Annotated in this window: 31 protein-coding genes; 15 read left to right on the forward strand and 16 right to left on the reverse strand. The window is 64.2% G+C overall.

Annotated elements, in window-relative coordinates; translation table 11 throughout:
* Window positions 1-143: 143 nt before the first annotated feature.
* Entirely contained in the window at window positions 144-356 is a 213-nt protein-coding gene (locus C2862_RS22945; protein ID WP_136223029.1) for a hypothetical protein, read from the reverse strand.
* 135 nt (window positions 357-491) lie between these two features.
* Between C2862_RS22945 and C2862_RS22950 the strand changes: the two genes are divergently transcribed.
* On the forward strand, window positions 492-1,232 hold the full coding sequence (locus C2862_RS22950; RefSeq protein ID WP_136223031.1) for a phosphatase PAP2 family protein: 741 nt from the start codon (window positions 492-494) through the stop codon (window positions 1,230-1,232).
* 27 nt (window positions 1,233-1,259) lie between these two features.
* Entirely contained in the window at window positions 1,260-2,096 is an 837-nt protein-coding gene (locus tag C2862_RS22955; RefSeq protein WP_136223033.1) for a metallophosphoesterase, read from the forward strand.
* 53 nt (window positions 2,097-2,149) lie between these two features.
* Here C2862_RS22955 and cls read toward each other — a convergent pair whose 3' ends face one another.
* The 7 genes from cls to C2862_RS22990 form a co-directional block, all read right to left on the reverse strand.
* On the reverse strand, window positions 2,150-3,541 hold the full coding sequence (cls, locus tag C2862_RS22960; RefSeq protein WP_136223035.1) for a cardiolipin synthase: 1,392 nt from the start codon (window positions 3,539-3,541) through the stop codon (window positions 2,150-2,152).
* Window positions 3,538-5,670, reverse strand: coding sequence for a site-specific recombinase (locus tag C2862_RS22965; RefSeq protein WP_136223037.1), 2,133 nt, complete (start codon window positions 5,668-5,670; stop codon window positions 3,538-3,540). The genes cls and C2862_RS22965 overlap by 4 nt, the downstream gene beginning before the upstream one ends.
* A 122-nt stretch (window positions 5,671-5,792) precedes the next feature.
* A complete protein-coding gene (locus C2862_RS22970) occupies window positions 5,793-6,254 on the reverse strand; it encodes a hypothetical protein (protein ID WP_136223039.1) in 462 nt (153 codons plus the stop codon).
* 196 nt (window positions 6,255-6,450) lie between these two features.
* On the reverse strand, window positions 6,451-7,119 hold the full coding sequence (locus C2862_RS22975) for an OmpA family protein (protein WP_136223101.1): 669 nt from the start codon (window positions 7,117-7,119) through the stop codon (window positions 6,451-6,453).
* 167 nt (window positions 7,120-7,286) lie between these two features.
* A complete protein-coding gene (locus C2862_RS22980) occupies window positions 7,287-7,433 on the reverse strand; it encodes a lmo0937 family membrane protein (protein ID WP_136223041.1) in 147 nt (48 codons plus the stop codon).
* A 90-nt stretch (window positions 7,434-7,523) separates the two neighbouring features.
* Window positions 7,524-7,781, reverse strand: a complete 258-nt coding sequence (locus C2862_RS22985) for a hypothetical protein (RefSeq protein WP_136223043.1) — start codon at window positions 7,779-7,781, stop codon at window positions 7,524-7,526.
* Window positions 7,782-8,050: 269 nt separating this feature from the next.
* The gene (locus C2862_RS22990) at window positions 8,051-8,812 is read right to left on the reverse strand and encodes a glycine zipper 2TM domain-containing protein (RefSeq protein WP_229467570.1); all 762 of its coding nucleotides are present in this window, start codon (window positions 8,810-8,812) and stop codon (window positions 8,051-8,053) included.
* A 240-nt stretch (window positions 8,813-9,052) separates the two neighbouring features.
* Between C2862_RS22990 and C2862_RS22995 the strand changes: the two genes are divergently transcribed.
* Window positions 9,053-9,784 carry a Crp/Fnr family transcriptional regulator gene (locus C2862_RS22995; RefSeq protein ID WP_136223045.1) on the forward strand — a complete coding sequence of 244 codons (732 nt, stop codon included), beginning with the start codon at window positions 9,053-9,055 and terminating at the stop codon, window positions 9,782-9,784.
* 95 nt (window positions 9,785-9,879) lie between these two features.
* Window positions 9,880-10,191 (forward strand): hypothetical protein, encoded by a 312-nt coding sequence (locus C2862_RS23000; protein WP_136223047.1) that lies wholly within the window; start codon window positions 9,880-9,882, stop codon window positions 10,189-10,191.
* Here C2862_RS23000 and C2862_RS23005 read toward each other — a convergent pair.
* Window positions 10,133-10,678, reverse strand: a complete 546-nt coding sequence (locus C2862_RS23005; RefSeq protein ID WP_136223049.1) for a hypothetical protein — start codon at window positions 10,676-10,678, stop codon at window positions 10,133-10,135. The genes C2862_RS23000 and C2862_RS23005 overlap by 59 nt on opposite strands.
* An 84-nt stretch (window positions 10,679-10,762) precedes the next feature.
* Between C2862_RS23005 and C2862_RS23010 the strand changes: the two genes are divergently transcribed.
* A complete protein-coding gene (locus tag C2862_RS23010) occupies window positions 10,763-11,116 on the forward strand; it encodes a winged helix-turn-helix domain-containing protein (protein ID WP_136223051.1) in 354 nt (117 codons plus the stop codon).
* A 96-nt stretch (window positions 11,117-11,212) separates the two neighbouring features.
* Here C2862_RS23010 and C2862_RS23015 read toward each other — a convergent pair whose 3' ends face one another.
* The 3 genes from C2862_RS23015 to C2862_RS23025 all read right to left on the reverse strand — a co-directional run bounded on the left by C2862_RS23015 (window position 11,213) and on the right by C2862_RS23025 (window position 13,954).
* Window positions 11,213-11,434 (reverse strand): glycine zipper 2TM domain-containing protein, encoded by a 222-nt coding sequence (locus C2862_RS23015; RefSeq protein WP_136223053.1) that lies wholly within the window; start codon window positions 11,432-11,434, stop codon window positions 11,213-11,215.
* A gap of 27 nt (window positions 11,435-11,461) precedes the next feature.
* Window positions 11,462-11,776, reverse strand: coding sequence for a BON domain-containing protein (locus tag C2862_RS23020; protein ID WP_136223055.1), 315 nt, complete (start codon window positions 11,774-11,776; stop codon window positions 11,462-11,464).
* Window positions 11,777-11,890: 114 nt separating this feature from the next.
* Window positions 11,891-13,954: an AsmA family protein gene (locus C2862_RS23025; RefSeq protein ID WP_136223056.1), complete on the reverse strand. Its 2,064-nt coding sequence runs from the start codon at window positions 13,952-13,954 to the stop codon at window positions 11,891-11,893.
* Window positions 13,955-14,184: 230 nt separating this feature from the next.
* Here C2862_RS23025 and C2862_RS23030 point away from each other — a divergent pair, with 230 nt between their 5' ends.
* From C2862_RS23030 to C2862_RS23055, 6 genes are read left to right on the forward strand one after another with little or no spacing between them, the layout of a single operon-like run.
* On the forward strand, window positions 14,185-14,562 hold the full coding sequence (locus C2862_RS23030; RefSeq protein ID WP_136223058.1) for a DUF4398 domain-containing protein: 378 nt from the start codon (window positions 14,185-14,187) through the stop codon (window positions 14,560-14,562).
* Window positions 14,563-14,573: 11 nt separating this feature from the next.
* Entirely contained in the window at window positions 14,574-15,497 is a 924-nt protein-coding gene (locus C2862_RS23035) for an OmpA family protein (RefSeq protein ID WP_136223060.1), read from the forward strand.
* A gap of 28 nt (window positions 15,498-15,525) precedes the next feature.
* Entirely contained in the window at window positions 15,526-16,065 is a 540-nt protein-coding gene (locus C2862_RS23040; RefSeq protein WP_136223062.1) for a bacterioferritin, read from the forward strand.
* Between the two features lie 41 nt (window positions 16,066-16,106).
* Window positions 16,107-16,415, forward strand: a complete 309-nt coding sequence (locus tag C2862_RS23045) for a YqjD family protein (RefSeq protein ID WP_136223064.1) — start codon at window positions 16,107-16,109, stop codon at window positions 16,413-16,415.
* Window positions 16,416-16,433: 18 nt separating this feature from the next.
* Window positions 16,434-16,820 carry a phage holin family protein gene (locus C2862_RS23050; protein ID WP_229467571.1) on the forward strand — a complete coding sequence of 129 codons (387 nt, stop codon included), beginning with the start codon at window positions 16,434-16,436 and terminating at the stop codon, window positions 16,818-16,820.
* A gap of 24 nt (window positions 16,821-16,844) precedes the next feature.
* Window positions 16,845-17,258 carry a hypothetical protein gene (locus C2862_RS23055; protein ID WP_136223066.1) on the forward strand — a complete coding sequence of 138 codons (414 nt, stop codon included), beginning with the start codon at window positions 16,845-16,847 and terminating at the stop codon, window positions 17,256-17,258.
* A 185-nt stretch (window positions 17,259-17,443) separates the two neighbouring features.
* Here C2862_RS23055 and C2862_RS23060 read toward each other — a convergent pair whose 3' ends face one another.
* Window positions 17,444-17,797, reverse strand: a complete 354-nt coding sequence (locus C2862_RS23060) for a hypothetical protein (RefSeq protein WP_136223068.1) — start codon at window positions 17,795-17,797, stop codon at window positions 17,444-17,446.
* Between the two features lie 146 nt (window positions 17,798-17,943).
* Window positions 17,944-18,420 (reverse strand): glycine zipper 2TM domain-containing protein, encoded by a 477-nt coding sequence (locus C2862_RS23065; RefSeq protein ID WP_136223070.1) that lies wholly within the window; start codon window positions 18,418-18,420, stop codon window positions 17,944-17,946.
* A 203-nt stretch (window positions 18,421-18,623) separates the two neighbouring features.
* Between C2862_RS23065 and C2862_RS23070 the strand changes: the two genes are divergently transcribed.
* Genes C2862_RS23070 through C2862_RS23080 form a run of 3 tightly spaced genes read left to right on the forward strand, consistent with a single transcriptional unit; the run spans window position 18,624 to window position 20,863 of the window.
* Complete coding sequence (locus C2862_RS23070; protein ID WP_229467572.1) at window positions 18,624-19,184, forward strand: hypothetical protein; 561 nt, start codon at window positions 18,624-18,626, stop codon at window positions 19,182-19,184.
* Between the two features lie 58 nt (window positions 19,185-19,242).
* On the forward strand, window positions 19,243-19,557 hold the full coding sequence (locus tag C2862_RS23075; protein ID WP_136223072.1) for a BON domain-containing protein: 315 nt from the start codon (window positions 19,243-19,245) through the stop codon (window positions 19,555-19,557).
* A gap of 46 nt (window positions 19,558-19,603) precedes the next feature.
* Complete coding sequence (locus C2862_RS23080; protein ID WP_136223074.1) at window positions 19,604-20,863, forward strand: AI-2E family transporter; 1,260 nt, start codon at window positions 19,604-19,606, stop codon at window positions 20,861-20,863.
* 159 nt (window positions 20,864-21,022) lie between these two features.
* Here C2862_RS23080 and C2862_RS23085 read toward each other — a convergent pair whose 3' ends face one another.
* The gene (locus C2862_RS23085) at window positions 21,023-21,967 is read right to left on the reverse strand and encodes a YihY/virulence factor BrkB family protein (protein ID WP_136223076.1); all 945 of its coding nucleotides are present in this window, start codon (window positions 21,965-21,967) and stop codon (window positions 21,023-21,025) included.
* 156 nt (window positions 21,968-22,123) lie between these two features.
* Entirely contained in the window at window positions 22,124-23,155 is a 1,032-nt protein-coding gene (locus tag C2862_RS23090) for an OmpA family protein (protein ID WP_136223078.1), read from the reverse strand.
* 470 nt (window positions 23,156-23,625) lie between these two features.
* On the opposite strand from C2862_RS23090, the gene C2862_RS23095 reads away from it, so the two are divergent.
* Complete coding sequence (locus C2862_RS23095; RefSeq protein WP_136223080.1) at window positions 23,626-24,231, forward strand: winged helix-turn-helix domain-containing protein; 606 nt, start codon at window positions 23,626-23,628, stop codon at window positions 24,229-24,231.
* Window positions 24,232-24,290: the final 59 nt, after the last annotated feature.

Genomic DNA, 24,290 nt, shown 5'->3' on the forward strand with positions numbered 1-24,290 from the left:
TCTTTCAGATGAGTTAGGAGACGGTTACCACTAGGGTATTGCTCCGCTCACCCGAAGAAAACGAATGATTTCAGCTATGGTTATGCGATTTTTAATGCTTGCCCGGCAGGACGAAGGTGCCGCATGCTCAGGCCATGAACGCCTTAGTGGGCCTTCGACAGGATGAGGAGCCAGCGGCCGAACAGCAGCACTTCGACATGGCCCGCCTCAACGCCCGTATCGCATTCGATAATCGGGTTGATCGGGTAGAAGCGTTTGCGGAAGTCACGGGTAATCAGGATTTCACGGCGTCCGATGCGCATAAGAAAAGGTGCAGGAGCGTATTCCAGGCCGAAGGTGTTGTTCAGAGTGGTCATTGACGTTTCCCTTGTTTGAATTATGTTGATCAGTGAAAACAGGATAACACAACTACTGTATAAATCTACAGTTACTGTACATAACACCAGTAAAAAATTTCAAGTGTAGTTTTTTTGCCATGTCTTCCCCGCCGCATGAATGAATCCTTGACGACCCGCCTGCACCGCTTCGCCGTCGCGCGTTTTTCGCCCCAGGAGCAGTTCGGCCTGCACCTGACGCTGGGCGTGCTGGCCCTGCTGCTGGCGATGGCGGGCTTTGCGCGACTCGCCGACGAGGTCGTGAATGGCGCGCCGATCACCGCGCTCGACCTGCGCTTGGCGAACTGGCTGCATATCCACGCCCACGCCAGCACGGCGCTGCGCAACTTCCTGCTGGTCGTGACCGAGCTGCACAGCACGCCGGGCATGTTGGCCCTGACGGCGCTGGCCGGCTGGTGGCTGGTGCGGGTCGATGCGCGCCACTGGATGCTGACGCTGGTGGCCGCGGTGCCGGGCGGGATGCTCCTTAACGTGGCCATGAAGCACACCTTCGAGCGGGCGCGCCCGCATTTCGACGAGCCGATCCTGACCCTGAGCACCTACAGCTTCCCGAGCGGCCACACGGTGGCGGCGACCCTGTTCTACGGCGTGCTGGCCTGCTACCTGACGCGCCATGCGCACAGCTGGGCCGCGCGCGCCGCGATCGTGCTGGCGGCCTGCGCGATGGTGCTGCTGGTGGCGGGCTCGCGCCTGTATCTCGGCGCCCATTACCTGTCCGACGTGCTGGCCGGCATGCTGGAAGGCTGCGCTTGGCTGGCGATCTGCGTCACCGGCGTGTCCACGCTGCGCCGGCGCCAGGCCGCACGCGCAGGCCGTGGCGCGGCATCCGAACACTGAGCGAACACTGATCAACGAGGAATTCCGATGCGTACACTCATCCACCTGTCCGACCTGCATTTCGGGCGCGTCGACCAGGCCCTGCTGGGCCCGCTGCGCGAGCTGGTCCATTCGATCGCGCCCGATGTCGTCGTCATCTCCGGCGACCTGACCCAACGTGCGAAACCCGAGCAGTTCGAGGAGGCGCGCGCCTTCCTGGACAGCTTGCCGGGACCGCAGATCGTGGTGCCGGGCAACCACGACATTTCCCTGTACAACGTGTTCCGCCGCTTCGTCAAACCCTTGGCGCGCTACAAGCGCTACATCACCGACGACCTCGATCCGATGTATGTCGACGACGAGATTGCCGTGGTCGGCGTGAACACGGCGCGCTCGCTGACGATCAAGGACGGCCGCGTGAACAAGGAGCAGGTGACGAAGATCCAACAGGAGCTGGCCGGGCTCGATCCGAAGATCACGCGCATTGTCGTCACGCATCACCCCTTCGACCTGCCGACCACGTTCGAGGAGCAGGACCTGGTCAACCGCGCGCCGATGGCGATGGAAGTGTTCGCCCAGTGCGGCGTCGATGTGCTGCTGGCCGGCCACATGCACGTCAGCCATGCGGCCAGCACCGCCTCGCGCTACCAGATCGACGCCTACGCGGCGCTGGTGGTGCAGGCGGGCACGGCGACCTCGACGCGGGGCAGGGGCGAAGTCAATTCCTTCAACCTGCTGCGGGTCGAACACGAGCGGGTCGAGATCGACCGCTATGGCTGGGATGCGCTGACGAATACCTTCCGGGTGATCCTGACCGAAAAGTTCCTGAGAAGCGGGAATGTGTGGGCGCCGGCGGCGGAAGGGATGCTGGCGGCGGGGATTTGACGATTCGCGGCGTCGTTATGCGACGCCGCCGATGTGCCGCGTTCGTAGGGTGTTCAGATCCAATACTCGGTCAGCCGCGCGGCCCATTCCTTGATGCGGTCGGCCCAGGGCCGGTCGCGCCACTGTTCCAGCGTCACTTCCTTCGAATCGCGCAGGTCCTCGTTGAACGCGCTTTCCATGTCGCGCCCGAAGGCCGGGTCAATGACCACGACGTTCAGTTCGTAGTTGTGGATGAAGCTGCGGCGGTCGATGTTCGCCGAGCCGATGGTCGACCAGGCGCCGTCGATCACGGCCGTCTTGGCGTGCAGCACGGCCACCTGGAGCTGGAAGATGCGTACGCCGCCGGCCAGCAGCTGCTCGTAGAAGGCCTGGCCCGCATACATCACGAGGCCGTGGTCGGACACCCCCGGCAACACCAGTTTCACGTCCACGCCGCGTTTGGCAGCGGCGATCAGGGCGTCGACCACCTGCTGGTCGGGCACGAAATAGGCCGAGGTGATATGGACTGATTTCTTGGCTTCGTTGATCGCCACCATCAGCGACTTGTAGATTTCCGAGTGGCTGCCCGGCTCGGTGGCCAGCACGCGCACGAACTTGTCGCCGGCCGGGGCCAGGCGCGGGAAGTAGTCGCGGGGGGGCTGGAGTTCGCCGCCTTCCTGGCGCACCCAGGCGTTGACAAAAGCCCATTGCAGGGTCGCCACCGCCGGGCCTTCGATCTTGACGTGGGTGTCGCGCCAGCCGACCTTGTTCTTGTCGACGTTGTCGGGCTTCCTGCGCGAGCGAAACAGCGAGCTGTTGGCATAGTCGGCGCTGATGTTGATGCCGCCCGTAAAGGCGACCTTGCCGTCGACGACCATCAGCTTGCGGTGGTCGCGGTTGTTGATCGACCAGTTGCCCTTGGCCTTGGCCGGATTCACGGGATTGAAGGCGACCATCCTGATGCCGGCCGCGCGCATGCGGTCGAAGAATTCCTGGGGCGTGCCGATGGTGCCGACACTGTCGTACATGACGTTGACCGTCACGCCCTGGCGCTGCTTCTCCATCAGCAGTTCGGCGAACTGCAGGCCGATCGGGTCCTGGTCGAAGATATAGGTTTCCAGGTTGATCGACGTGGTGGCGCTGCGCACCGCGGCCATCATTTCGCGCATCGTCGCCGGACCGTCGAACAGCAGCTGCACCTGGTTCCCCGCGATCAGCGGCAGGCCGGTCGCCTGTTCCTCCAGCACTGCCAGCTGCTTCAGGTCGCTCGTCGCATTCGCCCAGCGCCGCTGCAGCAGTTGCGCCGCCTGCTGCTTCTGCAGCGTGCCCTTCGCGGTCGCCACCGTCGGATTGTTCTTGTGCGGCGTGTCGGGCAGCTTGTCGGCATCGGGCAGGGTGCGGCAGGAAGCGATCGCGCCGACGAAGGCGAGGGCGGCGAGCCACCAGCTCAGGCGTTTCTTGTTCATTTGTTTCCCCTTGTGGCGACGTGGATGTCGATCGTGTCGACATCCCTGGGCCCGATGAAAAAGTCGAGCGGCGCATGCAGGAAGCGCCGGCCGAGTGCGCGCAGCAGCAGGATGCTGCGCTTGAACTGGATCTTGCGGGCGCGCAGGGCCACCCACAGCGCCAGGCTGAAGCTTACCAGCAGGTTGACGGCGCCGATCAGTGCGACACCAGCCGAGGCATTCGCCACCATCTCCCAGCTCATCCGGTAATCGAGCCCGACGAGGGCGGTGGCGAAATTCGCCGTCGAGAAGGTCACATGGCGGATGTCGAGCGGCAGGCCGAGCAGGTAGCCGACGGTGCCGGTGGTGCCGAGCAGGATGCCGAAGAAGAAGTTACCCATCAGGCCGCCAAGATTGTTCTCGACGTAGCGCGACAAGCGGTCGCGCCGTTCGACGCCGAACAGGCTGCCCAGCCAGCGCAGCTGGCGCACGCGCTGGCCCATGCGCGTGTAGAGGGCCTTGTTGTCGTAGTAACCGGAGATCAGGCCGGCGACGAACAGCCAGACCCCGGCGATGGCTGCGTAGAACAGGGCCGGCGTGTGGATCGGATCGATGTCGTGCAACAGGTGCCGGGCCTTCTCGGGCGTGACGAGGTGGTGGCCCGTCATCTGCTGGTAGGCGATTGCGATGACGAGCGCGGTCGGGAAGGCGACCACCACGTTGCCGAGCACCGAGACGATCTGGGTGCGGAAGACCTTGTTCACCAGCTCGGCCATGCTGTCGAAATCGATGCTGCGTCCGTCGCGGCTGTGCAGGCCGGCGGCGATGCGCTGGGCGGTCATGGCCGGCTGCTTCGTGGCGATGGTCCAGTGCAGCATGTGCACGAGCATGAAGCCGAGCGAGTAATTCATGCTGAACAGAAAGGCTTCGACCAGGGGCGCGGCGCGCAGGTAGGACAGCAGGATTTTGAAGGTCGCCATGAAGCCGACGATGAAGCCGGCGCCGGCCGCGGCCTTGAACATGTCGCGCAGCTGGGCCCGGCTTTCGGCGATGTAGTGTTCGCCGGTGCGGCTGGCGTTCTCCGTGACATTGCGCGCCAGCAGGTGGATGTTGTCGCGGAATAGGCCGCGCACCTGGTATTTCGTGTTGTGCGCCTCGACCAGTTCCTGGGCCAGGGCGAGCGCGGCCGCACGCTGCGGGCTGACCGGGCGCGGCGGCGGAGAATGCGGGGGGATCGTCGCCAGCGCACGGCTGCTCGACGGCTCGGCGTCGATCACCTCCGCGCTTGCGTCCTGCAGCAGCGGCGCCTCCTTGGCGGCTTCGCTGACGTCGACCAGGAACAGCAGCTTGCGCAGCCGCTCGATGCTCTGCGAAATGGCGACAAGCACATAGGTCAGCGCCACGCTGGTGCCGACGGACAATGAACTGCGGCGGATCTTGGCCACCACCTCGTCGCACTGGTCGAGCATCACCAGCAGGTGGCGCGGATCGTCCGGGCGATCGATCGATCCCTCCAGGAAGCGCCCGTATTCGTCGAGGTAGTGGTTGACCTCGATGTTCTGCATCAGGAAGGGCGAATCGAAATCCTCGATCTCGCTGTAGCTGTGCACCAGGCGCGGCTCCAGCCCGAGCGCGCAGACGCGGCAGGACAGGGTGCGGATCGCGTCCAGCATGCCCATGGTCGTGACCAGGCGCGCGCGGTCGGGCGCGGCGTCCTGCGGCGGCGGTGCTTCGGACACGACGTCGAACAGGGCCAGCCAGTCCTCGTCCGGCACCGAGCGGATCCAGTAGTAATCGGCCTCGGCGTACAGCACCTGGTCGAGCGAGTCGGACAGGTACAGGTCGTCGAGCGCGGGTGGCAGCAGGCGCCAGGCGATGCGGCGCTTGAGTTCGGTGAAGAAGCCGTCGTTCGAGAGGATGCCGATGTCGCTGTACAGGCTCGTGTGGCGGCGTTTTTCGAGCAGGGTGACGATATAGCTGCGCAGCGCCCAGGCCTGTGCCGGGTTGCCCCTCAAGAGTTGTGTCAGTGTGCGCACGGAGGCGCGCGCATGGCCCAGGTGACGCCGGCGCGGTCGCAGGCAGTCGACCAGCTCGATGAGCAGGTCGATGCGGTCGCTACGTGGGTCGATGCGCTCAAGAATGTCAAGCATACAAAATCCGTTTCCTCATAGACGACAGTGTACGCGTTGAGGCCGCACGAGCTTGGTACGGCAGCGTACACTGTCAGTCGATGAGGAAGCGGATGTTGTAGGTGGACGCGTTCAGCGCGCGCTCAAGTGAAGGCCAGCAGCAATGCGGTCAGCATAGCCCCTGCGGCCCAGCACGCGAGACCCCAGGCCACTGCCACGCCCAGCGCGCCATTCCAGCCGCGCCGCGCGTAACGCCGGCCGAAGCGGCGCCGCACCGCCTGCCACTGTGGCGCCGCCGCGCCCAGCAGCCAGAGGCCGAGCCAGGCCAGGGTCAGCCACTGGGCAAAAGGCGCGGTGCCGTTGACGCGCGCTGTGACGGCGCCCGCCAGCCCCTCCAGTGCCAGCACCAGCACGCTGGCCAGCAGCCAGTGGCGGGCGGTGCGGGCGGCCTGCGCCTGGCCCAGCACGCGCCAGTTGTGCATCAGTAGCCAGGAACCGAAGACCGGGGTGAACAGCAGGCTCCAGGCGGCGACGGCCGAGGGCCGCCACAGGGCAGGGGCGTCTTGCGAGAAATCGGGCTTGAACGCGGCATGGGTGTCAGGCATGGCAAAAAAATGAGGGGGAAAATGTTGCCGAGTGGAAGCAACACTATCCTGCCACTGCGGCCCGCTGTCCTTGCGCTGGGTCCTCGTTCATGAACTGCAGCAGCCGTTTTTGCGCTAATGCGACAGTCTCGGGGATGCGGATGCAAAAAAGCCGCCCGGCTTGCGCGGGGCGGCTTCGTAAGGGCTGTGGACTTGATCAGCCGCGGCCAGGTTCGGCGACGTAGATCTCGACGCGGCGGTTGCGTGCGCGGCCGGCGTTGTCGGTGTTCGAGGCGATCGGTTCGCGTTCGCCGCGGCCTTCGATCGTGATGCGGCTCGGATTCACGCCGCGGCCAGCCAGGTAGTCGCGGGTGCGCGCGGCGCGGTCGACCGACAGCGGCTGGTTGATGGCCGGGCCGCCGGTGTTGTCGGTGTGGCCGATGATGACGACGTTGGTGTTCGGATTTTCCTGCAGGGTGGTGGCGAAGCGCTCGAGCACCGGCTGGAAATTCGGCTTGATGTCGGCACGGCCGCTGTCGAAGGAAACGTCGCTCGGGATGTCGAGCTTCAGGCGGTTGTCGGCGGTCTGGCTGACCTGCACGCCGGTGCCGCGAGTAGCCTGTTCCATTGCCTGCTTCTGCTGTTCCATGCGCTTGGACCAGATGTTGCCGATCACGGCGCCGGCTGCGCCGCCGATCACGGCGCCCTTGGCGGCACGGCTGCCGCCACCGCCGTGGGTGGTGCCGCCGATCAGCGCGCCGAGGGCTGCGCCGGCGCCGGCGCCGGTCGCGGTGCCGCGCTGGGTCGCGCTCATGTCGGCGCAACCGCTGATGCCGAGGGCGAGGATGGTGGCGGCTGCTGCGGATTTGGTCAGTTTGGAATACATCATAATTTTCTCCTTAAAGAAAAAATCCGTTTCGTAGGCGCGCCCAGGGGGCACGACCGCGAAACGGATTAATCAACCTACTTCGGGTGGTGCTGCGGTCGTACCTGGAGCTGCGAAGCACAGCGGCGCACTCCTTGCACAACCGATATGGTACTGCATGCGTCGTTCTATATGCCTCGACCGCTGATCAGGCGCACCAGGATCATGATCACGGCGACCACGAGCAGGATGTGGATGAAGCCGCCGATGGTGTACGAGGTGACCAGGCCGAGCAGCCACAAGACGATGAGAACGATGGCGATTGTATAGAGCATGATGAGTCTCCTCACTGGGGTTTGCGTCCGAATGACGCCGTGAATCCAGTATCGCGCTCTCAGCTCAGCACCACCGTTCGTTGGCGTACATTATGCGGAAGATTTTTGTTCATTTCGCAAGCTTGCGCTGGCCAGGCCCGTGCTTCCCAGGCCAGGAATCCAGCCCATGAAGCCGAGCAGGCCCACGATGCCGATCAGGCAGGTCAGCAGGCCGCCGCTGACGAGGAAGAAGACGTCGTGCGCCGCGAGCTCGCCCGCCTGCTCGAGTGGCGGCGTGGCAGAGACGAGTCCGAATCCGGTGACGACCAGGCCCCAGACGATGATGCCGATCCATGCAAGGCTATTCATGGTGCTCCCCTTATGCGAAGTTGATTTAAAGCGCCTAACAAAACTGTCATGGCTGCGTTGCAGCGCCTCGCCGTACCCCCGTACTGTCTTCGGCGCTGCGCCTTGCCCTGCCAGTTTTGTTAGGCGCTCTCAGGCGGCGTTTCGATGACGCTCAGCCATTCTCGGGGCAGCTCAGCAGTATTTCCGTGCGGTGGCGCACATTGCACAGAGGAAAAAATCAAGGCCGGCGATCCGAAGATGGCCGGCCTTGCTGAGAGGGGAGGGCGCTATCACGCGGCGCGCAGGCGTCCTTTGACGATGCGCACACGGTCGCCGCTGCGCCATTGCGGCTCGCTCGACTGGTGGAAGGTGCGCAGGGTGCCGTCGTCCAGGCGGACCCGGATTTCATAGCTGGTCGTGGCCTTCATGTTGCCTTCGACCTGGTTGCCGACTACCGCGCCGCCGACCGCACCGGCGACGGTGGCCAGCTGGCGTCCGTGGCCGCCGCCGATCTGGTTGCCCAGCAGGCCGCCGAGGACGGCGCCGCCAGCCGCGCCCAGGCCGCTGCCCTGGGCGCGCTGCTTGATCGCGCGCACCGATTCGACGTTACCGCAATTGCCGCACCATTTCGGCTCGGCGGCCGCGACCTGTACCGGTTTCGACTTGGTCGCCGTGCGCGGGGCCGGAGCCGGCTCTGGCGCCGGTTCCGGAGCATATGCCGGCGCCGGAGCAGGTCCATAGCCCTGGGCCAGCTGCTGGGATGGATAGGCTGGCGCGCTTGCAGCCGGGGCAGCCGGGCCTTGCGGCGCCAGCTGGGCCACGGCCGCTGCCGGTGCGAGCGGAGCCGTCTGGCCGGCCGGCGGCAGGCTCGCGGCCAGTGCGGCGCGGTCGGCTTCGCTCAGCTGACGGTTTGCGTTGCTGCCGATCGAGGACGGAATCCAGCCCAGGATGGCGGCGGTACCGATCAGGCAAAAGAGCAGGACGGCGAGGGCGGCAAGCAGCATCATCGGATGGTGCTGGCGGCGGGTCGGAGGAGTAGGAATATTGTTCATGGCATGTGCTCCATAGATTGCGGATTGCAGGTGCTTTTTCCGCGGCGGCAGGCGGGGCCGGCCGATGGGGAGGATTGTCCCTAGGAACAACAAGGTATTCCGTGCGTCACCGAACATACACCCCCTATCAGAGCATTTAACCTGATCGAAATTGTTTGCAAATGTATCCGTGGTGCCCTGTTCGTCCTGCCGGGCTGGCATGTTCGCGCCACGGATCTTCCCCTTTAACGCGAGATTTCGATGAACTTTGCTGCTTCTCCCGACGTCGCCGAGCACAACGCCAATTTGCTGCTGGCCGCGCTCCCGCCGCAGGAGCTCGCCCAGGTGCTGCCGATGCTCGACCAGGTGCACGTCGAGGCCGGCGAAGTGCTGGGCGAAGCGGGCACGCCCGTCCAGTACATCTATTTTCCGCACGATTGCCTGATCTCCTTGCTGGGCGTGGCCGGCGGACGCATGACACTCGAAGTCGGCCTCGTCGGACGCGAGGGCATGTTGGGCGCTACCGTCGCCCTCGGCCACGAGATCGCCCAGGTGCGCGCCGTGGTCCAGCGTCCGGGGAGCGCCAGCCGCATGGACAGCGCCGCCTTTCGTGCCGAATTCGCGCGCAATGGGGCGCTGCAGCGGGTGCTGTACCGCTACACCGATTCGCTGCTCGCGCAGGCGATCCAGATTGCCGTCTGCAGCCGCTTTCACGTGCTGGAGGCGCGCCTGGCGCGCTCGCTGCTGATCACGCGCGACCGTCTGCAGTCCGACAAATTCCACCTCACCCACGAATTCCTGGCCCACGCCCTGGGCGTGCGCCGCGTCGGCGTCACCAAGGCGGCCAGCGCCCTGCAGCAGCAGGGCCTGATCATCTACAGCCGCGGCAACATCGAGATCCTCGATCCGGAAGGCCTGGCGGCGGCCGCCTGCACCTGCTACGAAATCGTCAAGGATGCCGGAGCCGGGGCGCTGTCGAGCGCTTTCGTCTAGACAAGGAAAGAAAACGCGCGCCGGCCGCTGCGCCGGCGCATTGTCGCAGCACTTGAACGTTATAAATTTCAGAGCGGTTGTCGATACCAAACACGATGTGGCCTCTCACCGATACGGCATTGCACCTGATGGACGCCGCCAACCTGGCATCGGCCCGGTGCAACGGCGTCGAACTCGACCTGGAGCGCCTCTGGCGCGATGCCGATCCGGCCTCGCTGCATGCGCTCGACGCATCCCTGGCCGCGGTGCTGGCCCATGCCTGGCCGAGGCCGTTTGACCCGGTCGTGCTTGCCTTGTGCTACCAGGCTGAAGAGATGCGCGATGCCGTGCAGGCGCAGGGCCGCAAACTCAGCGGCGCGCGGGCGCCAGCAGCGCCAGCAGGAGTTTGGCCGTGTAGAGTACCGTGATCGTACCGAAAAAGTCCCCGGTCGCCATCGCCAGGAAACTGTGGAGCAGGTTTTCCTGGCCTTCGTAGAAGGCGAACCAGAGGTGGTGCAGCAGGGGACTGGCGATCGAATAGGCCAGGGCGGCGAACAGCAGGCGCCCGCTCGTGAGGCGGGTCAGCCCGGCGTCCAGGCCGCCGTAGCGCCGCATGCCGAGGTAGACGAGATAGGGGCTGATGGTGGCGAGGATGCCGCCGGCGAAAGCGCGCACCGGGTCGTTCGGGAAGAACAGGAAGAAGCTGACACCCCAGGACACGAGCAGCAGGCCGATCGCACCGGCTTCCGCGAAGAGCAGGGTGGATAACAAGCGGACGCCTGCGGGCAGGTAGATCCAGTTGATGCCTGGCCCGAACTCGAAGCGCAGGAGGAACAATTCGTTGATCGCCAGTGCGGCCAGAAACATTACGATGGTCGCGGCGATCATCAGCGCGTTGAGTTTGAGCCAGGTCATCCCCGTACAGTACAATATCTACAGGCCAACTGGTATAAAAAATGCACCAAATCGGTGCGCCGGCGGCCGGAACCTGAGTTATTCATGAAGACTACCCGCCCGGCCGACATTTACCTGCGTTTCCTGCAACTGAGCGACGCCTTGCGCGGCTTGCCCTCGCTGCCCGCACTCGATCCGCTCGAGGAACGCATCCTCGCCCTGGTGGCCCGCGCCGGCCAGACCGACGAGCGCCTGTCGGTGCGCGACGTGATGAGCAATGGCGAGCTGGGCGCACCCGCGACGGTCCACAACCGCCTGAAGTCGATGCGCCAGAAGGGCTGGATCATGCTGGCCGATACCGAGGACACGCGCCGCAAGCGCATCGAGCTGACCCAAGCGGCGCTGCAGCATTTCGACCGCCTCTCCCACTGCATGCTGCGCGCGACCGAACGCGCCTGACAAAAAGCGAACCAACAAACGTCACGCCCCGCTTGCGCAGGACGCAAGCGGGGCGTTTCGTGTGTGTTTGCCTTGGGTGCTACAGGGGTGTGTAAATCAGTTGGTCTTGCCGGTCTGGTTGCCGATGACGCCGCCGACGGCTGCGCCGCCGACCGTGCCCACAGCGCTGCCGCCGGTCAGGGCGCCACCGATCACTGCGCCGGCGCCGGCGCCGATCGCGGTGTTCTTGTCTTGGCGCGACATGCCGGAGCAGCCGGTCAGGGCCAGTGCCAGGGTAGCCAGGGTAGCGCTCACTGCCAGGTGTTTGATGTTTTTCATAATAATCTCCTTGGTGGGTTTACTTCTTCACTTCAGGCGCAGGTCATTCCTGACCGATTTCACGCCCTTCACTGTGCGCGCAACCGATGCTGCGGTTGCCACGTTTTCCGCCGAGCCGACATAGCCGCTCAGCTGGACAATACCTTCACGGGTCGCGACATCGATGTCCGCCGCATTCAGTTCGGTGCTCCGGCCGATGGCTGCCTTCACGCCCGCGGTGATGGTCGAATCGTCCACCACCGGGCTTTCCGCCTGCAGGCTGCCGAGGCTGCCGCAGGCTGCCAGATGACTGGCGCCCATCAGGGCCGCCAGCAGGGCCAGGGCCGGTTTCAAATGCCTCATGCGTATCCTTGATGCGGTATTCCTGTTTCAGCGTTAGATAGAGAGTAAAGCTGCCCATCCGAATGGTCTGTTCGGCAACACACACATGGGTTCATTTACTCATCCATTCATGCTTTAGCGCTTCTTCGTCTTGCCCGGCGGCGGTGCCGTCGGCTTTTCCTTGGCCAGCGCCACCAGGCGGCCGCAAGGGCTGTCTTCGCCCGGTCCGGTATTGATCAGCGGAAGCAGCGCGGCGACCGGCGCGGCGACCGTTGCCAGCACGGCGGCGCCGCCGGCCTTCAGGGCCAGCACGCCCTTGTCGACCGAGACGTCGGGCTTGCTGAACGGACCACGCACGTACAGCGGGGAACGCAGCGTGAACAGGCGCAGCGCCTTGGTTTCAGGGTGGATGGTCAGGTCCATCTGTTCGTTCGCCAGGCTGATGCTGCCGTCCACGCGGATGATGGCTTCCTCGGTGTCGACGACGAACACCTGCGACTGCGCCACGCCCTTGTTGACGTCGAAGTCGGCCGCCAGGCAGTTCAGCTGCACCGTCTTGTCGCCGAACAGCTTGGTGACGATGATGTTGCCCACGTTCAGGCCCGCCATTTCGAGCAGCATCTTGCTGATCGTGCCTTCGCTGACCAGGGCCTTGACCTCGCCGTTCGACGAGCCGAGCAGGGCGGCGACCGAGGTGCCGGTAGCCGACAGCTGGGCGTCGCCGTTGATCTGGCCCACCGTCGCCTGCATCTTCTCGATGGTCGGGAAGAGCTGCTTGATCTGGATGTGGCGCGCGCTGATCTTGGCCGTGGCCGCGATCGTATTGCCCTTGGCGCCGCTGCCGTCGAGGCGGATGTTCGAACGCAGCGTGCCGCCGGCCACGCCGAAGTCGAGCGGGTCGAGCGTGATGACGCCGTCCTTCATGATCAGGTGGGTCGACAGCTTGCTGATCGGCAGCGTCTTGTCGCGGATGATCTGGTCGGCCGCATAGCGCACGTCGGCATCGATCGCCTTCCAGCGTTCGGTGCGGAATTCCTCGACCGGCAACACCTTGCCGCCCGGCTGCACCGCGTCCACGCCGCGCGCCTTCTTGCTCGCATTCGAGTCGCCGCCGATCAGCGGGGCAAGATCCGCGAACACCAGCTTGCGGGTAGAGACATTGCCGGTCAGCTTGGGCCGTGGCTTGCCGCCTTCGTAGACGAGCTTGCCGCCGATGTCGCTCGAGCCGACCTTGCCCTTGAAATTCTCGTAGGTCCAGCGCCCGTGTTCGCGGTCGAGCTCGCCAACCAGGTGGCCCGAGGTCGAGAAGGCGCCCGTTTCCGGCAGCGTGATGCCGGTGAAGTTGTACAGGCGCGCCATGCTGCGTCCGGCCAGGGTCAGCTGCAGGTCGACCGCCTTCAATTTGGCGGGACTGGTGACCGTGCCCTCCACGGCAATGCGGCTCGGGCCGCTGCGCAGGTCGGCCTGCACCGGGTAGGGCGTGTTCTGGTCCTTCAGCGACAGCACCTGGCCGACCTTGCCGCCGCCCGTCACCTCGGCGCCGTTATAGGTACCGGTCACATCGAAGCCGACGCCGTACTTCGCATCCTTGTCCAGCGTGCGCACCTTGGCCGTGATGTCGGCCTTGGTGACGGCATCGACCACCTTGACCACGCCGTCGGTCAGCACCACGCGCTCGAGGTCGAGCTCCCACTTCGATTTCTCCTGCTTCTTCTTGTACACCCAGTTGTAGTGGGTGGCATCGGTGCGCTGCAGCTCGAGATAGGGGGCGTCGAAGCGCAGTACGGGAATCCCGATGGTCCGGTGCAGCAAGCCAAAGGGATTCAACGAAAATGAAAATTGGCGTACGCGTGCCATGTCCATCTGCTTCATGTTAGCCGGATTGCCGACGTGCACGTCATTGGCGATCAGGTGCGGCCAGGGCAGCCAGTCGCGCAGGTGGCGGTCGGACTTGGCCATGCGTTTTGCCGGGATTTCCCACTGCACGGCCAGGTTGCCGCGGATCGCGAACGGCCGCTCGATGGCTTCGCTGACCTTGGCGTTCAACCAGGGACGCGCCTTGTTCCAATCGAAGGTAAGGATAAAAATGATGGCGATGACCGGGATCGCGATCAGGACGGCAAGCAGGCTGAGGAGGATTTTCTTCTTCTTGCCGCCGTGCTTGCGGCCGGCGTCGTGCTGGGCGGTGGTATCAGGCATGACGATCCTTTATTGGGTATCGATCTTGCGGCCAGCTTAGCGCAAAGGGCATGGTCATCAATGTGCGGTGTCGCACGGTGCGGCGGATGAGCAGTGCCTGAGTTTGCCCGTGCGCCGCGATGAAGGTGCCAATCCGGGCCGATGTGCGGGGTGTGTGCGGTATCGAACCGAACTCGACCGATAACAGGCTTATAACGTTAACAACTTGCTTACATCCACGGGAGAAAGTCATGGACATGAATCGTTCGATGGGTTGCGCGGCAGCCCTTGCCGCCGTGCTGGCGCTGAGCGCCTGCGCCAGCCAGAAGGCGCCGGCCACGGCCGATGTCGCGGTGTCGCGCAATGCCGTCGCGAATGCGGTGCAGGCCGGCGCCGCCGACCTGGCGCCGGAAGAAATCACGGCAGCACGCGCCAAGATGATGCGCGCCAACGAAGCGCTGGCCGCCAAGGACTACAAGCTGGCGCGCGAACTGGCGACCCAGGCCCAGGCCGATGCCCAGCTGGCCCAGAGCAAGGCCGCGTCGGCCAAGGCGACCGCCGCCTCGAACGCGCTCAACGAAGACCTGCGCGTGCTGCGCCAGGAAGTCGACCGCGCCAACTCGCAATGAGGGAGAAGAACATGACACCACGTTTCCTGAAGCCGGCCGTCTTCGCCAGCGCCATCCTGCTGGCCGCCTGCAGCACCACGCCGACCACCACGCCGACCCTGGACCAGGCGCGCGCCGATTTCGTTGCCGCAAATAACAACCCGCAGGTCTCGAGCTATGCGCCGCTGCAGTTCAAGGAAGCCAGCGACGCGCTCGACCGCGCCAATGCCGCAGCGGCGAAGAAGGAAAGCCTGAACGACATCGACCGCCTGGCCTATATCGCCAAGCAGAAGATCTCCACCGCCCAGGAAGTGGCGCGCGCCAAGGCCGCCGAGGCGAACATCGCCGACGCCGGGCGCCAGCGCACCGAACTCACCCTGGAAGCGCGCACCGCCGAAGCCGAGCGCGCCAAGCGCGAAGCGGCCGAAGCCCAGGCCGCCGCCGCCGCCGCCCAGCAGCAGGCGGCCACCGCCCAGCAGCAGGCCGCCATGGCCCAGGACCAGACCCGCATGATCGCCGAGCGCGCCGCCAAGCTCGAAGCGCTGCTGGTCGAACTGCATGCCACCAAGACCGAGCGCGGCATGGTCGTCACCATCGGCGACGTCCTGTTCGCCACCAACCAGGCGAACCTGACACCGAACGGAATGTCGACCCTGCGCAAGCTCGCCGACGTCATGGCGCAGAACCCGGAGCGCACTGTGCTGGTCGAAGGGTTTACCGACAGCACCGGCAGCTCGAGCTACAACATGGACTTGTCGCAGCGCCGCGCGAACGCGGTCGCCACGGCCCTGTCCAGCATGGGCGTGCCGCGCGAGCGCATCGCCATGAAGGCCTATGGCGAAGCCTTCCCGGTCGCCGCCAACGACAACGCGTCGAACCGCCAGCTGAACCGCCGCGTCGAGATCGTGCTGTCGAACGAGAACGCGCCGATTCCGCCGCGCGCGGCCAGCCGTTGAGAATGATTTGAATAGCTGAGGAAACATCATGGAACAAGGCAAGACCTCCCTGGCGCATGGCTTCGACATCGAGGCCATCCGCCGCGCCGCCGCCAACCTCGACGACGGCGCCGTCACCGAGGGTTACGCGGCCGACCGCGAGGCGGTCATCGCGATGCTGAACGACGCGCTCGCCACCGAACTGCTGTGCGTACTGCGCTACAAGCGCCATTACTACACGGTGCAGGGACCGAACAACGGCGCGCTGAAAGCGGAGTTCCTCGAGCACGCCCAGCAGGAGCAGGAGCACGCCGACCGCATCGCCGAGCGCATCGTGCAGCTGAACGGCTCGCCGAACTTCAACCCGGCCACGCTGACCGCCCGCTCGCACGCCGAGTACGACGATTCGGAAGACACGCAGGCGATGGTGCGCGCCGACCTGATCGCCGAGCGCGTCGCCATCGAATCGTATCGCCAGATGATCCAGGCGATCGGCGACAAGGACCCCACCACCAAGCAGATGCTCATCGAAATCCTGGCCGTCGAGGAGGAACACGCCGACGACATGCACGATTTCCTTGTGCGCTGATTTTTACCACCACCATCAATAACCGATAACAGGAGTTCACCATGCAAGACATCAACCGCTCGATCGACAACGCGAACGCCGACATGAAAGGCCTGGTCAAGGATGCGCAGTCCCTGCTCAACGCAGCCGCTTCGCTCACCGGCGTGAAGGCCGACGAGCTGCGCGCACGCGGCATGGAAATGCTGGACCGCGCCATGGGCAAGGCCAGCCAGTACCAGGGTCAAGCCGTCATCAAGAGCAAGGAACTGGCAGAGAGCGCCGATGTCTACGTTAAGGACAATCCATGGCGTACCGTCGTCGCAGCAGCAAGCGTCGGCCTGCTGGTCGGCATCTTCCTGGGTCGTAAATAATTCACGCCGGAGAACGCCATGGAAAAGACCGAAACCGTCGTGCATGGTCCCGGACTCATGGGCGGCATCTCCGGCCTGGCAAAGAACCTGTTCGGCCTCATCGTGTCCCGCGTGGAGTTGGCGGCGCTCGAGATGTCGGAAGTGCGGAACCACGTGATCGAGCTGCTGGCGATTTTCGCCGGCGCCGTGCTCGCCGTGTGGTTCGCGCTGGCCTACGGCACCGCGACGATCGTGATGCTGGCCTGGGACAGCTGGGGCTGGAAGATTCTGCTGGTGATGTTCCTGGTGTTTTTGGTGATCACGGTCGTACTCGTGATGAAGGGATTGGCCATGCTCAAGCAAGGCAAGCTCGCCTTCCCGGAAACGATGAACGAACTTCGTCACGACCGCGACGCGCTGCTCTGAGCAGCCACCAACAGGGGAGGGAACATGGACAAGCACGACAACCACAATCACAAGCACGATCTCAAAAAGGACGAGCCGACCGGACTGGCGGGCCACAAGCACAGCCGCGATCCGGTCACGCGCAAGGCCGAGCTGCTGCGCGAAGGCGAGTTCTACCGTGCCGGTGTTGCCTACGCTAAAGCGCAGGTAAAGCACGGCGCGCGGCCCGAAGTCATGTTACATTCTGCTCTAGACCACGCGACGTGGGCTTTGCGGGCACGGGCTGATGCTCTGCTGAAACCCACGGGCACCAGCGTCTCGGTGCTGCTGCCGTACGCGATGACCGCCTTCAATTTCGTGCGCCAGCGCCGCATGGGCAAGCAGGCCCTGGCAGGCGCCGTGCTGGCAGGCGTTGCCGGCTGGTACATGAAGAAGCGTCGCGCGCAGCAGGGATATTAACGGAGCCGGCATGGCGGCTCCGGCCGTCATCCGGCCGCCATTGGGCGAATACCGGTAGCGGTGGCTTCAAGGCTTCCGCTGCCGAATGTTTTTGACGGACACAGAATATGGTGGGGCTTGAGCGGCGTCGCAATCATTGATTGGACGCCGTCTTTTTTTGCCGGCAGCAAACGCGGTGCGTGCTCTCAGCGCGTCTGCGTCCCGGCTTCGGCCCGTGCCGCAGCCATTTCTTGCTTGTAGGTCTCCTGTGCCGCCTTCAGGCATCCGACACGCTCCGCCGCCGGGCCCTGGGCGCAGGCGCGCTTGGCTTCGTCCAGCGCCGCGCCGATTTCCTTCTGGTGCGTGTGCCACTGCTGCTGGGCGGTCGCGTCCTCGCGGTACCAGCGCGCCGGATCACCACGAGCAATTTCCTGGGCCTGCTTGCTGGCGGCCGCCGGCGCGACCATGGCGTCGTTGCTGCTCTGGGCGCCTGCCATGCCGCCCGTACCTGCCAGCAGGCAGGCCAGCAGCAGGCGCCGCGTCAGGGTCTGTGCATTCATTCTTCACCTCCGAAAAAAACAACGGGCCGGCAATGCCGGCCCGTCGGGTCTGTCAGGCGCTGCGGCAGGACGTGCCGGCCGATTCCCGGCAATATGCCAGGACCTCCAGCCTGTCCATGCGTACGGCCGCAGTGCCCACGCCGGGATCAGTAGCGGTAGACGCGGCCGTCGACCAGGCGCACGCGGTTACCCACGCGCAGGTCGTAGACGCTGTCCTGGACCACGGTGCGGTATTCGCCGTTGTCCATGCGCACGTTGACCTGGTACATCTCCTGGCCGCCGCCTGCGTTGCGGTTCTTTTCGATGTTGTTGCCGACCATGGCGCCGCCGACACCGCCGGCCACGGTCGCCGCGGTACGGCCGCTGCCGCTGCCGATCTGGTTGCCGGCCAGCGCGCCGACCAGGGCGCCGACGACGGCGCCGCCGCCGCTCGTGCGGTTCTCGGCCTGGGTCACCTGGATCGATTCGATCACGCCGTAGCCCATCGATGAAGGGTTGGCATAGCCGCGGTCGTAGCCGTTGTTGGCATAACCACCGTTGCTATACGAAGGCGAGCTGGCGCAGCCCGAAAGCAGGGCGACGGCGGCGACGGCAGCGGCGGCGAGGGTGCGTGGTGCTTTCATATTGTTCTCCTGGCAAAAAGTGTGAGTCAAGAATACGAATCCACTTGCCCAAGGTCTGTGCGCTCACGCACGATCAATTGCTAAATTAATATTGGCTAAACAACATGTTCTGTTGTGTTCGACAGCGAACAGAGAACGCGGCTGGATGGGCGTAAAACATCATCCAAGGTCCACGCACTGCACAGAACAAGGAGAACAAGAACATGACCACCAAACTGAAAAACGTCCACGCACTGTTGATTATCGGCGCCGCTTTGCTGTGGTCCACCCACGGCCGCGCCCAGACTGTTCCGGACGCCAAGACCGCCTACAACACGGCGCGCGACACGGCGGCCACCAACTACAAGGCGGCCCGTGCCCGCTGCGAGCTGGTCACCGGCAATCCGCGCGACGTCTGCCTGGCCGAGGCCAAGGCCGAGCGCGTGCGCGTCGAGGAAGAGGCGGGCGCCGCCTACAAGAACACCCTGAAGGCCTATACCCAGGCGCGCATGCGCATCGCCGACGCGAACTACGACCGCGACAAGGCGCGCTGCGGCGCGGTGACGGGCAATGACCGCGACGTGTGCATCAAGCAGGCCAAGGCGACCTTGATTGCCGCCCAGGCCGATGCCACGGCGGATCGCAAGATGATCGAAGCGCGCAGCAATGCGCGTGAAGACAAACTGACGGCGGAATACCGGGTCGCACTCGAAAAGTGCGACGCGTTTGCCGGCGCGGCGAAAGACCAGTGCGTCGACGCCGCAAAAACCGCGTACGGCAAGTGACGTACCGGAATCGCTCACCTGAGCATTGACTTTGACCATAGACAGAAAGGGATACATCATGAAAATCACCCAACGCCTTGCTACCGCCATCTTCACCGGCGCGCTCGCCTTCACCATGGTCGGCTGCGCTTCGGGCCCACAGAAGGAAAGCGCCGGTGAGTTCGTCGACGACAGCGTCATCACCGCCAAGGTGAAGGCCGCCTTCGCCGCCGACCCACAAGTCAAGGCAACCGAGATCAACGTCGAAACCTTCAAGGGCGACGTCCAGCTGTCGGGCTTCGTGGCCCAGCCTGCCGACGCACAGAAAGCCGTCGAGGTTGCACGTGGCGTGAAGGGTGTAACATCGGTCAAGAACGACATCCGCGTGAAGTAATCCCAGCCGCTGGGCGGCGGTCCGGCAACTTTTAATCGGCAAACACATGCATCTCGCCAGTCCAGGTTCGGCTCAAGCCGAGCCGAACAAGCCCGCCGCCCCAGAGGCACCCTCGGCCGCTACACTTGCTACGGCCGACATCGTCCAGCCGGAGATCCACTCCGGCCCGGGCGATGACCTGACCCTGCATTCCGGCGGCCTGCGCCTGCCCATCCATGTCAATGCCCGCGGACTCTCGCTCGGCATCCTGGCCACCGTGGCCTTCGTGTTCGCCCTGCAATGGGCCCAGAAATTCTTCGTGCCGCTCCTGCTCGGCATCTTCATCGCCTATACGCTCAGCCCCCTCGTGCGCTGGCTCGAACGTATCCACATCAAGCGCGTCATCGGCGCCACCCTCGTCACCGCCATCCTGATCGGCGGACTGGGTGCGACCCTGTATCGGCTGCAGGACGAATTCTTCAACATCATCGACGAGCTGCCGACGCTCACCCACAAGGTGACCAAGCTGCTCACCAGCGCGGCCAGCGGCGGCTCGACTTTCCAGCAGGTGCAAAAGGCCGCCGCCGAGATCGAACAGGCCACGGCCAACGTCGGCCAGAACAAGGACGCGCGCCTGATCCAACGCCGTCCGACGCTGTCGCAACCGCATTCGTCGGCGTTTCGCATCACCGACTGGCTGCTCGCGGGCTCCGTCGGGCTGGCCTCCTTCATCACCCAGGCCACTATGGTCCTGTTTCTCGTGTTCTTCCTGCTGCTGGCGGGGGATACCTTCAAGCGCAAACTGGTCAAGCTGACCGGCCCTTCGCTGACACGCAAGAAAGTGACGGTCCACATCCTGGACGACATCAACACCACGGTCCAGAACTACATGTTCATGCTGCTGGTGACGAACATCCTGCTGGCGCTGATGATGTGGGTGGCGTTGCGCGCGATCGGCCTGGAAAACGCGGGCGCCTGGGCCATCTTCGCCGGGGTGACCCACATCATGCCGTACTTCGGGCCGCTCCTGATCACCACCGCCACCGGCCTAGTCGCCTTCCTGCAGTTCGAATCCCTGCGCATGGTGATCCTCGTGGCCGGCGCCTCGATGGGCATCGCCACCTTGGTCGGCATGGTGGTCGCTACCTGGATGACGGGCAAGATCGCCAAGATGAACCCGGCGGCCGTGTTCGTCAGCCTGCTGTTCTGGGGCTGGCTGTGGGGTATGTGGGGCTTGTTGCTCGGTGTGCCGGTCGTCATGATCCTCAAGACGGTGGCCGAGCGGGTCGAAGGGATGGAGTTCGTGGCGGAGCTGCTGGGCGAGTAGTGGCCGGGTGCTCAAGGACACGTAAAAACGCGTGCGCATGAATGCGCACCCTACCGAAGGGTGCGCATTCATGCGCACGCTGTCGGACCTTCGATCATTCGTACGTTAAAAAAACGGCGCGGACCCAACCGGATCCGCGCCGTTTTCGCTTGACTACGCTTAATTACGCTCCGGCCAAGTCATTCGCTTGACGTTCTTGCCACCGGTCTCGTGGTCCGGCTTGTGCTTCAGGCTGCCCAGCTGCAGCGCGTACTGGCGGGCGAACTCGGCGCCGAGGAAAAAGATCTGTGCCGAGTAATACACCCAGAGCAGCAGGGCGATCAGCGAGCCGGCGGCCCCGAAGCTGCTCGCAGCGCCGCTGTTGCCGATGTACAGGCCGATCGCGAATTTGCCCAGCGTGAACATGGCCGCGGTACCCAGCGCCCCGACGATCACGTCGTGCCAGGACAGCTTGATGCGCGGCAGCAGCTTGTAGATCACGCCGAACATGGTCGAGATCACCAGGAAGCCGATGCAGGAGGAGATCCAGCCGAGGATCACGGCGGAATCCTTCCACATGCCGCCGATATAGTTTTCGACCACGGCCATCGCCGCGCTGATCACCAGCGACACCAGCAGCAGGAAGCCCAGCACCAGGATCAGGCCGAAGGACAGCACGCGGGTGCGGATCGTGTCCCACATGCCGGCGTCCTTCGGTGCCGGCACGTCCCAGATCTCGTCCAAGCTGTCCTTCAGCTCGGCGAACATGCTGGTGGCGCCAACCAGCAGCAGCACACCGGCGATGATGGTTGCCATCATGCCGCTTTCCTTGTCACGGGCACCCGCCAGGATCGCCTGGATGGTTTCCGCGCCTTCCTTGCCGACCAGTCCGCGCAATTCGTTGAGCAGCTGACCCTGCGCGGCTTCGGCGCCGTAGAAGAAGCCGGCGACCGCGATCACCAGCACCAGGATCGGCGCCATCGAGAACAGCGTATAGAACGCCAGGGCGGCACCCTTGCTGGCGGCGCGGTGGGCCAGCCACTCGGTCACCGCGCACTTCATGATATGGAACACCTGGCGCGGGGAGGGAATCCACTGCTTTTTGTCTTTGTCGTCCTTGTCCATACCGATTCTCCGTGAAATGGAAAAGGGGTACCGGACCCCTGTTCAACCTGTCGTCGCGAGACGTTGGTTGACCGGACCAGTACCCCTCAGGCCGCGCATTCCGGCGCGGCGTCGCACGACTCCGCCTCATGGGCGGAGCGGCGGCTGAGATGCCGATTACTGAACGCGCTTTTCGATCGTGATCTGCTCGACTTCGACGCGGCGGTTCGGTTCCAGGCACTTGATCAGGGCTGCACGGTTCTTCTCGGTGCAGGTCACGACCGGGTTGGCTTCACCCTTGCCGTAGGCCTTCAGGCGGCCACCGTCGACACCCTTGCCGACCAGGTATTCACGCACGGCGTCGGCACGGCGCTGCGACAGCTTCAGGTTGTACTTTTCCGAACCCAGGCGGTCGGCGTAGCCGCTGATGTCGACGTCGGTGATGCTCGGGTCGGCTTGCAGGGCGGCGGCGATCTCGTCCAGCTTAGGCTGCGGCATGTTCAGGTTGGCGCTGTCGAACGCGAACAGTTCGGTTGCCGACAGGGTGACCTTCTCGAAGCGTGCCGGCGGCGGAGCGACCGGTGCCGGTGCTGGTGCCGGTGCTGGAGCCGGTGCCTCGACGACCGGGGCTGGAGCCGGTGCCGGTGGTGCTGGCGGCGGGTTGAAGGCGTAGTTCAGGCCGACGGTGATGTACTTGTTGTTAGGCTTGTTAAAGCCGAACTCCTCGTCGTGGCGCAGGTTGCTCTTGACCGAACGGATGTCGGCCTGCAGCGACCACTGCGGAGTCAGGGTTGCCTGGACACCGATACCGCCGGTCCAGTATGGGGAGTTGTGGCTCACGTTACGCAGCGGGTTCTGCACCTTGTCGCGCTCGACGCCGAGGCCGAGCAGGACGTATGGGCGAATACGGTTACGCGACAGCATCAGCAGCCCGTCCACACCCAGCAGGGTCTGGTTGTAACGAGCCGGACCATTTTCGGTGCGAACGTGCGAACCGCCGATCTGGACGTCCCAGTACTGGTTCACCGGCTTACCGAACTTCAGGCCACCGCCCCAGTCTTTTTCGCTATTGGTGCCAAAATCGGCGTCCGGCTTCATGCCGACGACGCTCGGCTGGATGTACCAGGACGGATTGATTTCTTGGGCCAGCGCGGAGCCAGCGGCGCAGAGCATGGCCACGGCCAGGGCGATCTTCTTCGTATTGTTCACAGGAAACTCCCATAAGTTGAAAGGTAGGGTGACATCGCGTGCTTGAAACAGTGATGTTGGACGAATAATAAGGGCTGGGGTTCCGGAACCTCGGTGCGCTAGCGCACCTACTCATACTGATGAGTGGCAGATCTGCAACATCTATGTCGCCGCCGAAAAATCGGCCTCTATATAGAAGGCATGTCGATTTTGATGTAAATTTATTAAAGATTTCAAAAAGAAAAAATTTCTTAAAAGCGTTGTATTTTTGCGACAAGCAAGCGTGCGCACAGCGGTGTTGATTCTGTGCAAAGAAGAAATTTCAAAAATGCTTGGAGGAATTTTGCCAATGTGGGCTGGCGCACAGACCGGCCGGGCTGACGCAGGCAATCTTGAGGCCAGTTAAGCGGAACCCGAGGTGTTGTCAGAGTGTCAGACCACACACAGCGACCCGGACCTCCCAGTCTCTCTCTCTATTGGAGTACACCAACATGCATGCAACGACCCATCACAACGCGGTGCAAGGCGACGTAGGCGCAGTGCACACTTCCAGCAATTCAGCGCTGATCGAACGCGTCCCGCCACAGCCGACCGAACGCGCCCCTATCTCCCTGGCGCCGATCGAGCGTGTGCGGTCGACTTCTGCCACGCAGCGTCGGATCGAGAACATGCAAAAGCTGATCAACGAACTGTCGACCCACGAAATGCTGGCCGACGAGATCGCCTGGTTCCTGAAATTCTCGCCGTCGGGCGCCCGCAAGTACATCCGCGACCTGCGCGAAGCCGGCGTGATCGAACTGGCGCGCTACATCGAAGGCACCGCCACCTACCTGGGCAAGGCCGTCTACCAGATCTGCCCCGACCAGGAGCGTGTCAAGGCCTTCCTCGCCGCCATCTGCCAGCCGAAGCGCGAAGGCGCCGCCCCGCGCAAGGAGCGTCCTGGCCTGCGCGAGCAGAGCATGGCCGGCAGCGGCCGCCACTTCCACATCCTGGCCGACGACACCCACTACGCGATCCGCGTGAACCGCAGCCCGGTCACCCGCGATCCGCTCGTCGCCGCCCTGTTCGGTCCGGCACCTAGCCAGATCGGCAAGTAAGTCACCCTGCCGGAACGGTCCACGGTGGAGACCCGGGGCCCGCTTCCGTAACCGACGAT

Origin of the sequence: Massilia sp. Mn16-1_5, assembly GCF_004798585.1 — a bacterium.
Classification (GTDB): Bacteria; Pseudomonadota; Gammaproteobacteria; order Burkholderiales; family Burkholderiaceae_D; genus Telluria.

Coding starts and splice junctions, on each gene's coding strand:
- C2862_RS22945 (WP_136223029.1), bottom strand. CDS start 356: ATGACCACTCTGAACAACACCTTCGGCCTGGAATACGCTCCTGCACCT.
- C2862_RS22950 (WP_136223031.1), top strand. CDS start 492: ATGAATGAATCCTTGACGACCCGCCTGCACCGCTTCGCCGTCGCGCGT.
- C2862_RS22955 (WP_136223033.1), top strand. CDS start 1,260: ATGCGTACACTCATCCACCTGTCCGACCTGCATTTCGGGCGCGTCGAC.
- cls (WP_136223035.1), bottom strand. CDS start 3,541: ATGAACAAGAAACGCCTGAGCTGGTGGCTCGCCGCCCTCGCCTTCGTC.
- C2862_RS22965 (WP_136223037.1), bottom strand. CDS start 5,670: ATGCTTGACATTCTTGAGCGCATCGACCCACGTAGCGACCGCATCGAC.
- C2862_RS22970 (WP_136223039.1), bottom strand. CDS start 6,254: ATGCCTGACACCCATGCCGCGTTCAAGCCCGATTTCTCGCAAGACGCC.
- C2862_RS22975 (WP_136223101.1), bottom strand. CDS start 7,119: ATGTATTCCAAACTGACCAAATCCGCAGCAGCCGCCACCATCCTCGCC.
- C2862_RS22980 (WP_136223041.1), bottom strand. CDS start 7,433: ATGCTCTATACAATCGCCATCGTTCTCATCGTCTTGTGGCTGCTCGGC.
- C2862_RS22985 (WP_136223043.1), bottom strand. CDS start 7,781: ATGAATAGCCTTGCATGGATCGGCATCATCGTCTGGGGCCTGGTCGTC.
- C2862_RS22990 (WP_229467570.1), bottom strand. CDS start 8,812: ATGAACAATATTCCTACTCCTCCGACCCGCCGCCAGCACCATCCGATG.
- C2862_RS22995 (WP_136223045.1), top strand. CDS start 9,053: ATGAACTTTGCTGCTTCTCCCGACGTCGCCGAGCACAACGCCAATTTG.
- C2862_RS23000 (WP_136223047.1), top strand. CDS start 9,880: ATGTGGCCTCTCACCGATACGGCATTGCACCTGATGGACGCCGCCAAC.
- C2862_RS23005 (WP_136223049.1), bottom strand. CDS start 10,678: ATGACCTGGCTCAAACTCAACGCGCTGATGATCGCCGCGACCATCGTA.
- C2862_RS23010 (WP_136223051.1), top strand. CDS start 10,763: ATGAAGACTACCCGCCCGGCCGACATTTACCTGCGTTTCCTGCAACTG.
- C2862_RS23015 (WP_136223053.1), bottom strand. CDS start 11,434: ATGAAAAACATCAAACACCTGGCAGTGAGCGCTACCCTGGCTACCCTG.
- C2862_RS23020 (WP_136223055.1), bottom strand. CDS start 11,776: ATGAGGCATTTGAAACCGGCCCTGGCCCTGCTGGCGGCCCTGATGGGC.
- C2862_RS23025 (WP_136223056.1), bottom strand. CDS start 13,954: ATGCCTGATACCACCGCCCAGCACGACGCCGGCCGCAAGCACGGCGGC.
- C2862_RS23030 (WP_136223058.1), top strand. CDS start 14,185: ATGGACATGAATCGTTCGATGGGTTGCGCGGCAGCCCTTGCCGCCGTG.
- C2862_RS23035 (WP_136223060.1), top strand. CDS start 14,574: ATGACACCACGTTTCCTGAAGCCGGCCGTCTTCGCCAGCGCCATCCTG.
- C2862_RS23040 (WP_136223062.1), top strand. CDS start 15,526: ATGGAACAAGGCAAGACCTCCCTGGCGCATGGCTTCGACATCGAGGCC.
- C2862_RS23045 (WP_136223064.1), top strand. CDS start 16,107: ATGCAAGACATCAACCGCTCGATCGACAACGCGAACGCCGACATGAAA.
- C2862_RS23050 (WP_229467571.1), top strand. CDS start 16,434: ATGGAAAAGACCGAAACCGTCGTGCATGGTCCCGGACTCATGGGCGGC.
- C2862_RS23055 (WP_136223066.1), top strand. CDS start 16,845: ATGGACAAGCACGACAACCACAATCACAAGCACGATCTCAAAAAGGAC.
- C2862_RS23060 (WP_136223068.1), bottom strand. CDS start 17,797: ATGAATGCACAGACCCTGACGCGGCGCCTGCTGCTGGCCTGCCTGCTG.
- C2862_RS23065 (WP_136223070.1), bottom strand. CDS start 18,420: ATGAAAGCACCACGCACCCTCGCCGCCGCTGCCGTCGCCGCCGTCGCC.
- C2862_RS23070 (WP_229467572.1), top strand. CDS start 18,624: ATGACCACCAAACTGAAAAACGTCCACGCACTGTTGATTATCGGCGCC.
- C2862_RS23075 (WP_136223072.1), top strand. CDS start 19,243: ATGAAAATCACCCAACGCCTTGCTACCGCCATCTTCACCGGCGCGCTC.
- C2862_RS23080 (WP_136223074.1), top strand. CDS start 19,604: ATGCATCTCGCCAGTCCAGGTTCGGCTCAAGCCGAGCCGAACAAGCCC.
- C2862_RS23085 (WP_136223076.1), bottom strand. CDS start 21,967: ATGGACAAGGACGACAAAGACAAAAAGCAGTGGATTCCCTCCCCGCGC.
- C2862_RS23095 (WP_136223080.1), top strand. CDS start 23,626: ATGCATGCAACGACCCATCACAACGCGGTGCAAGGCGACGTAGGCGCA.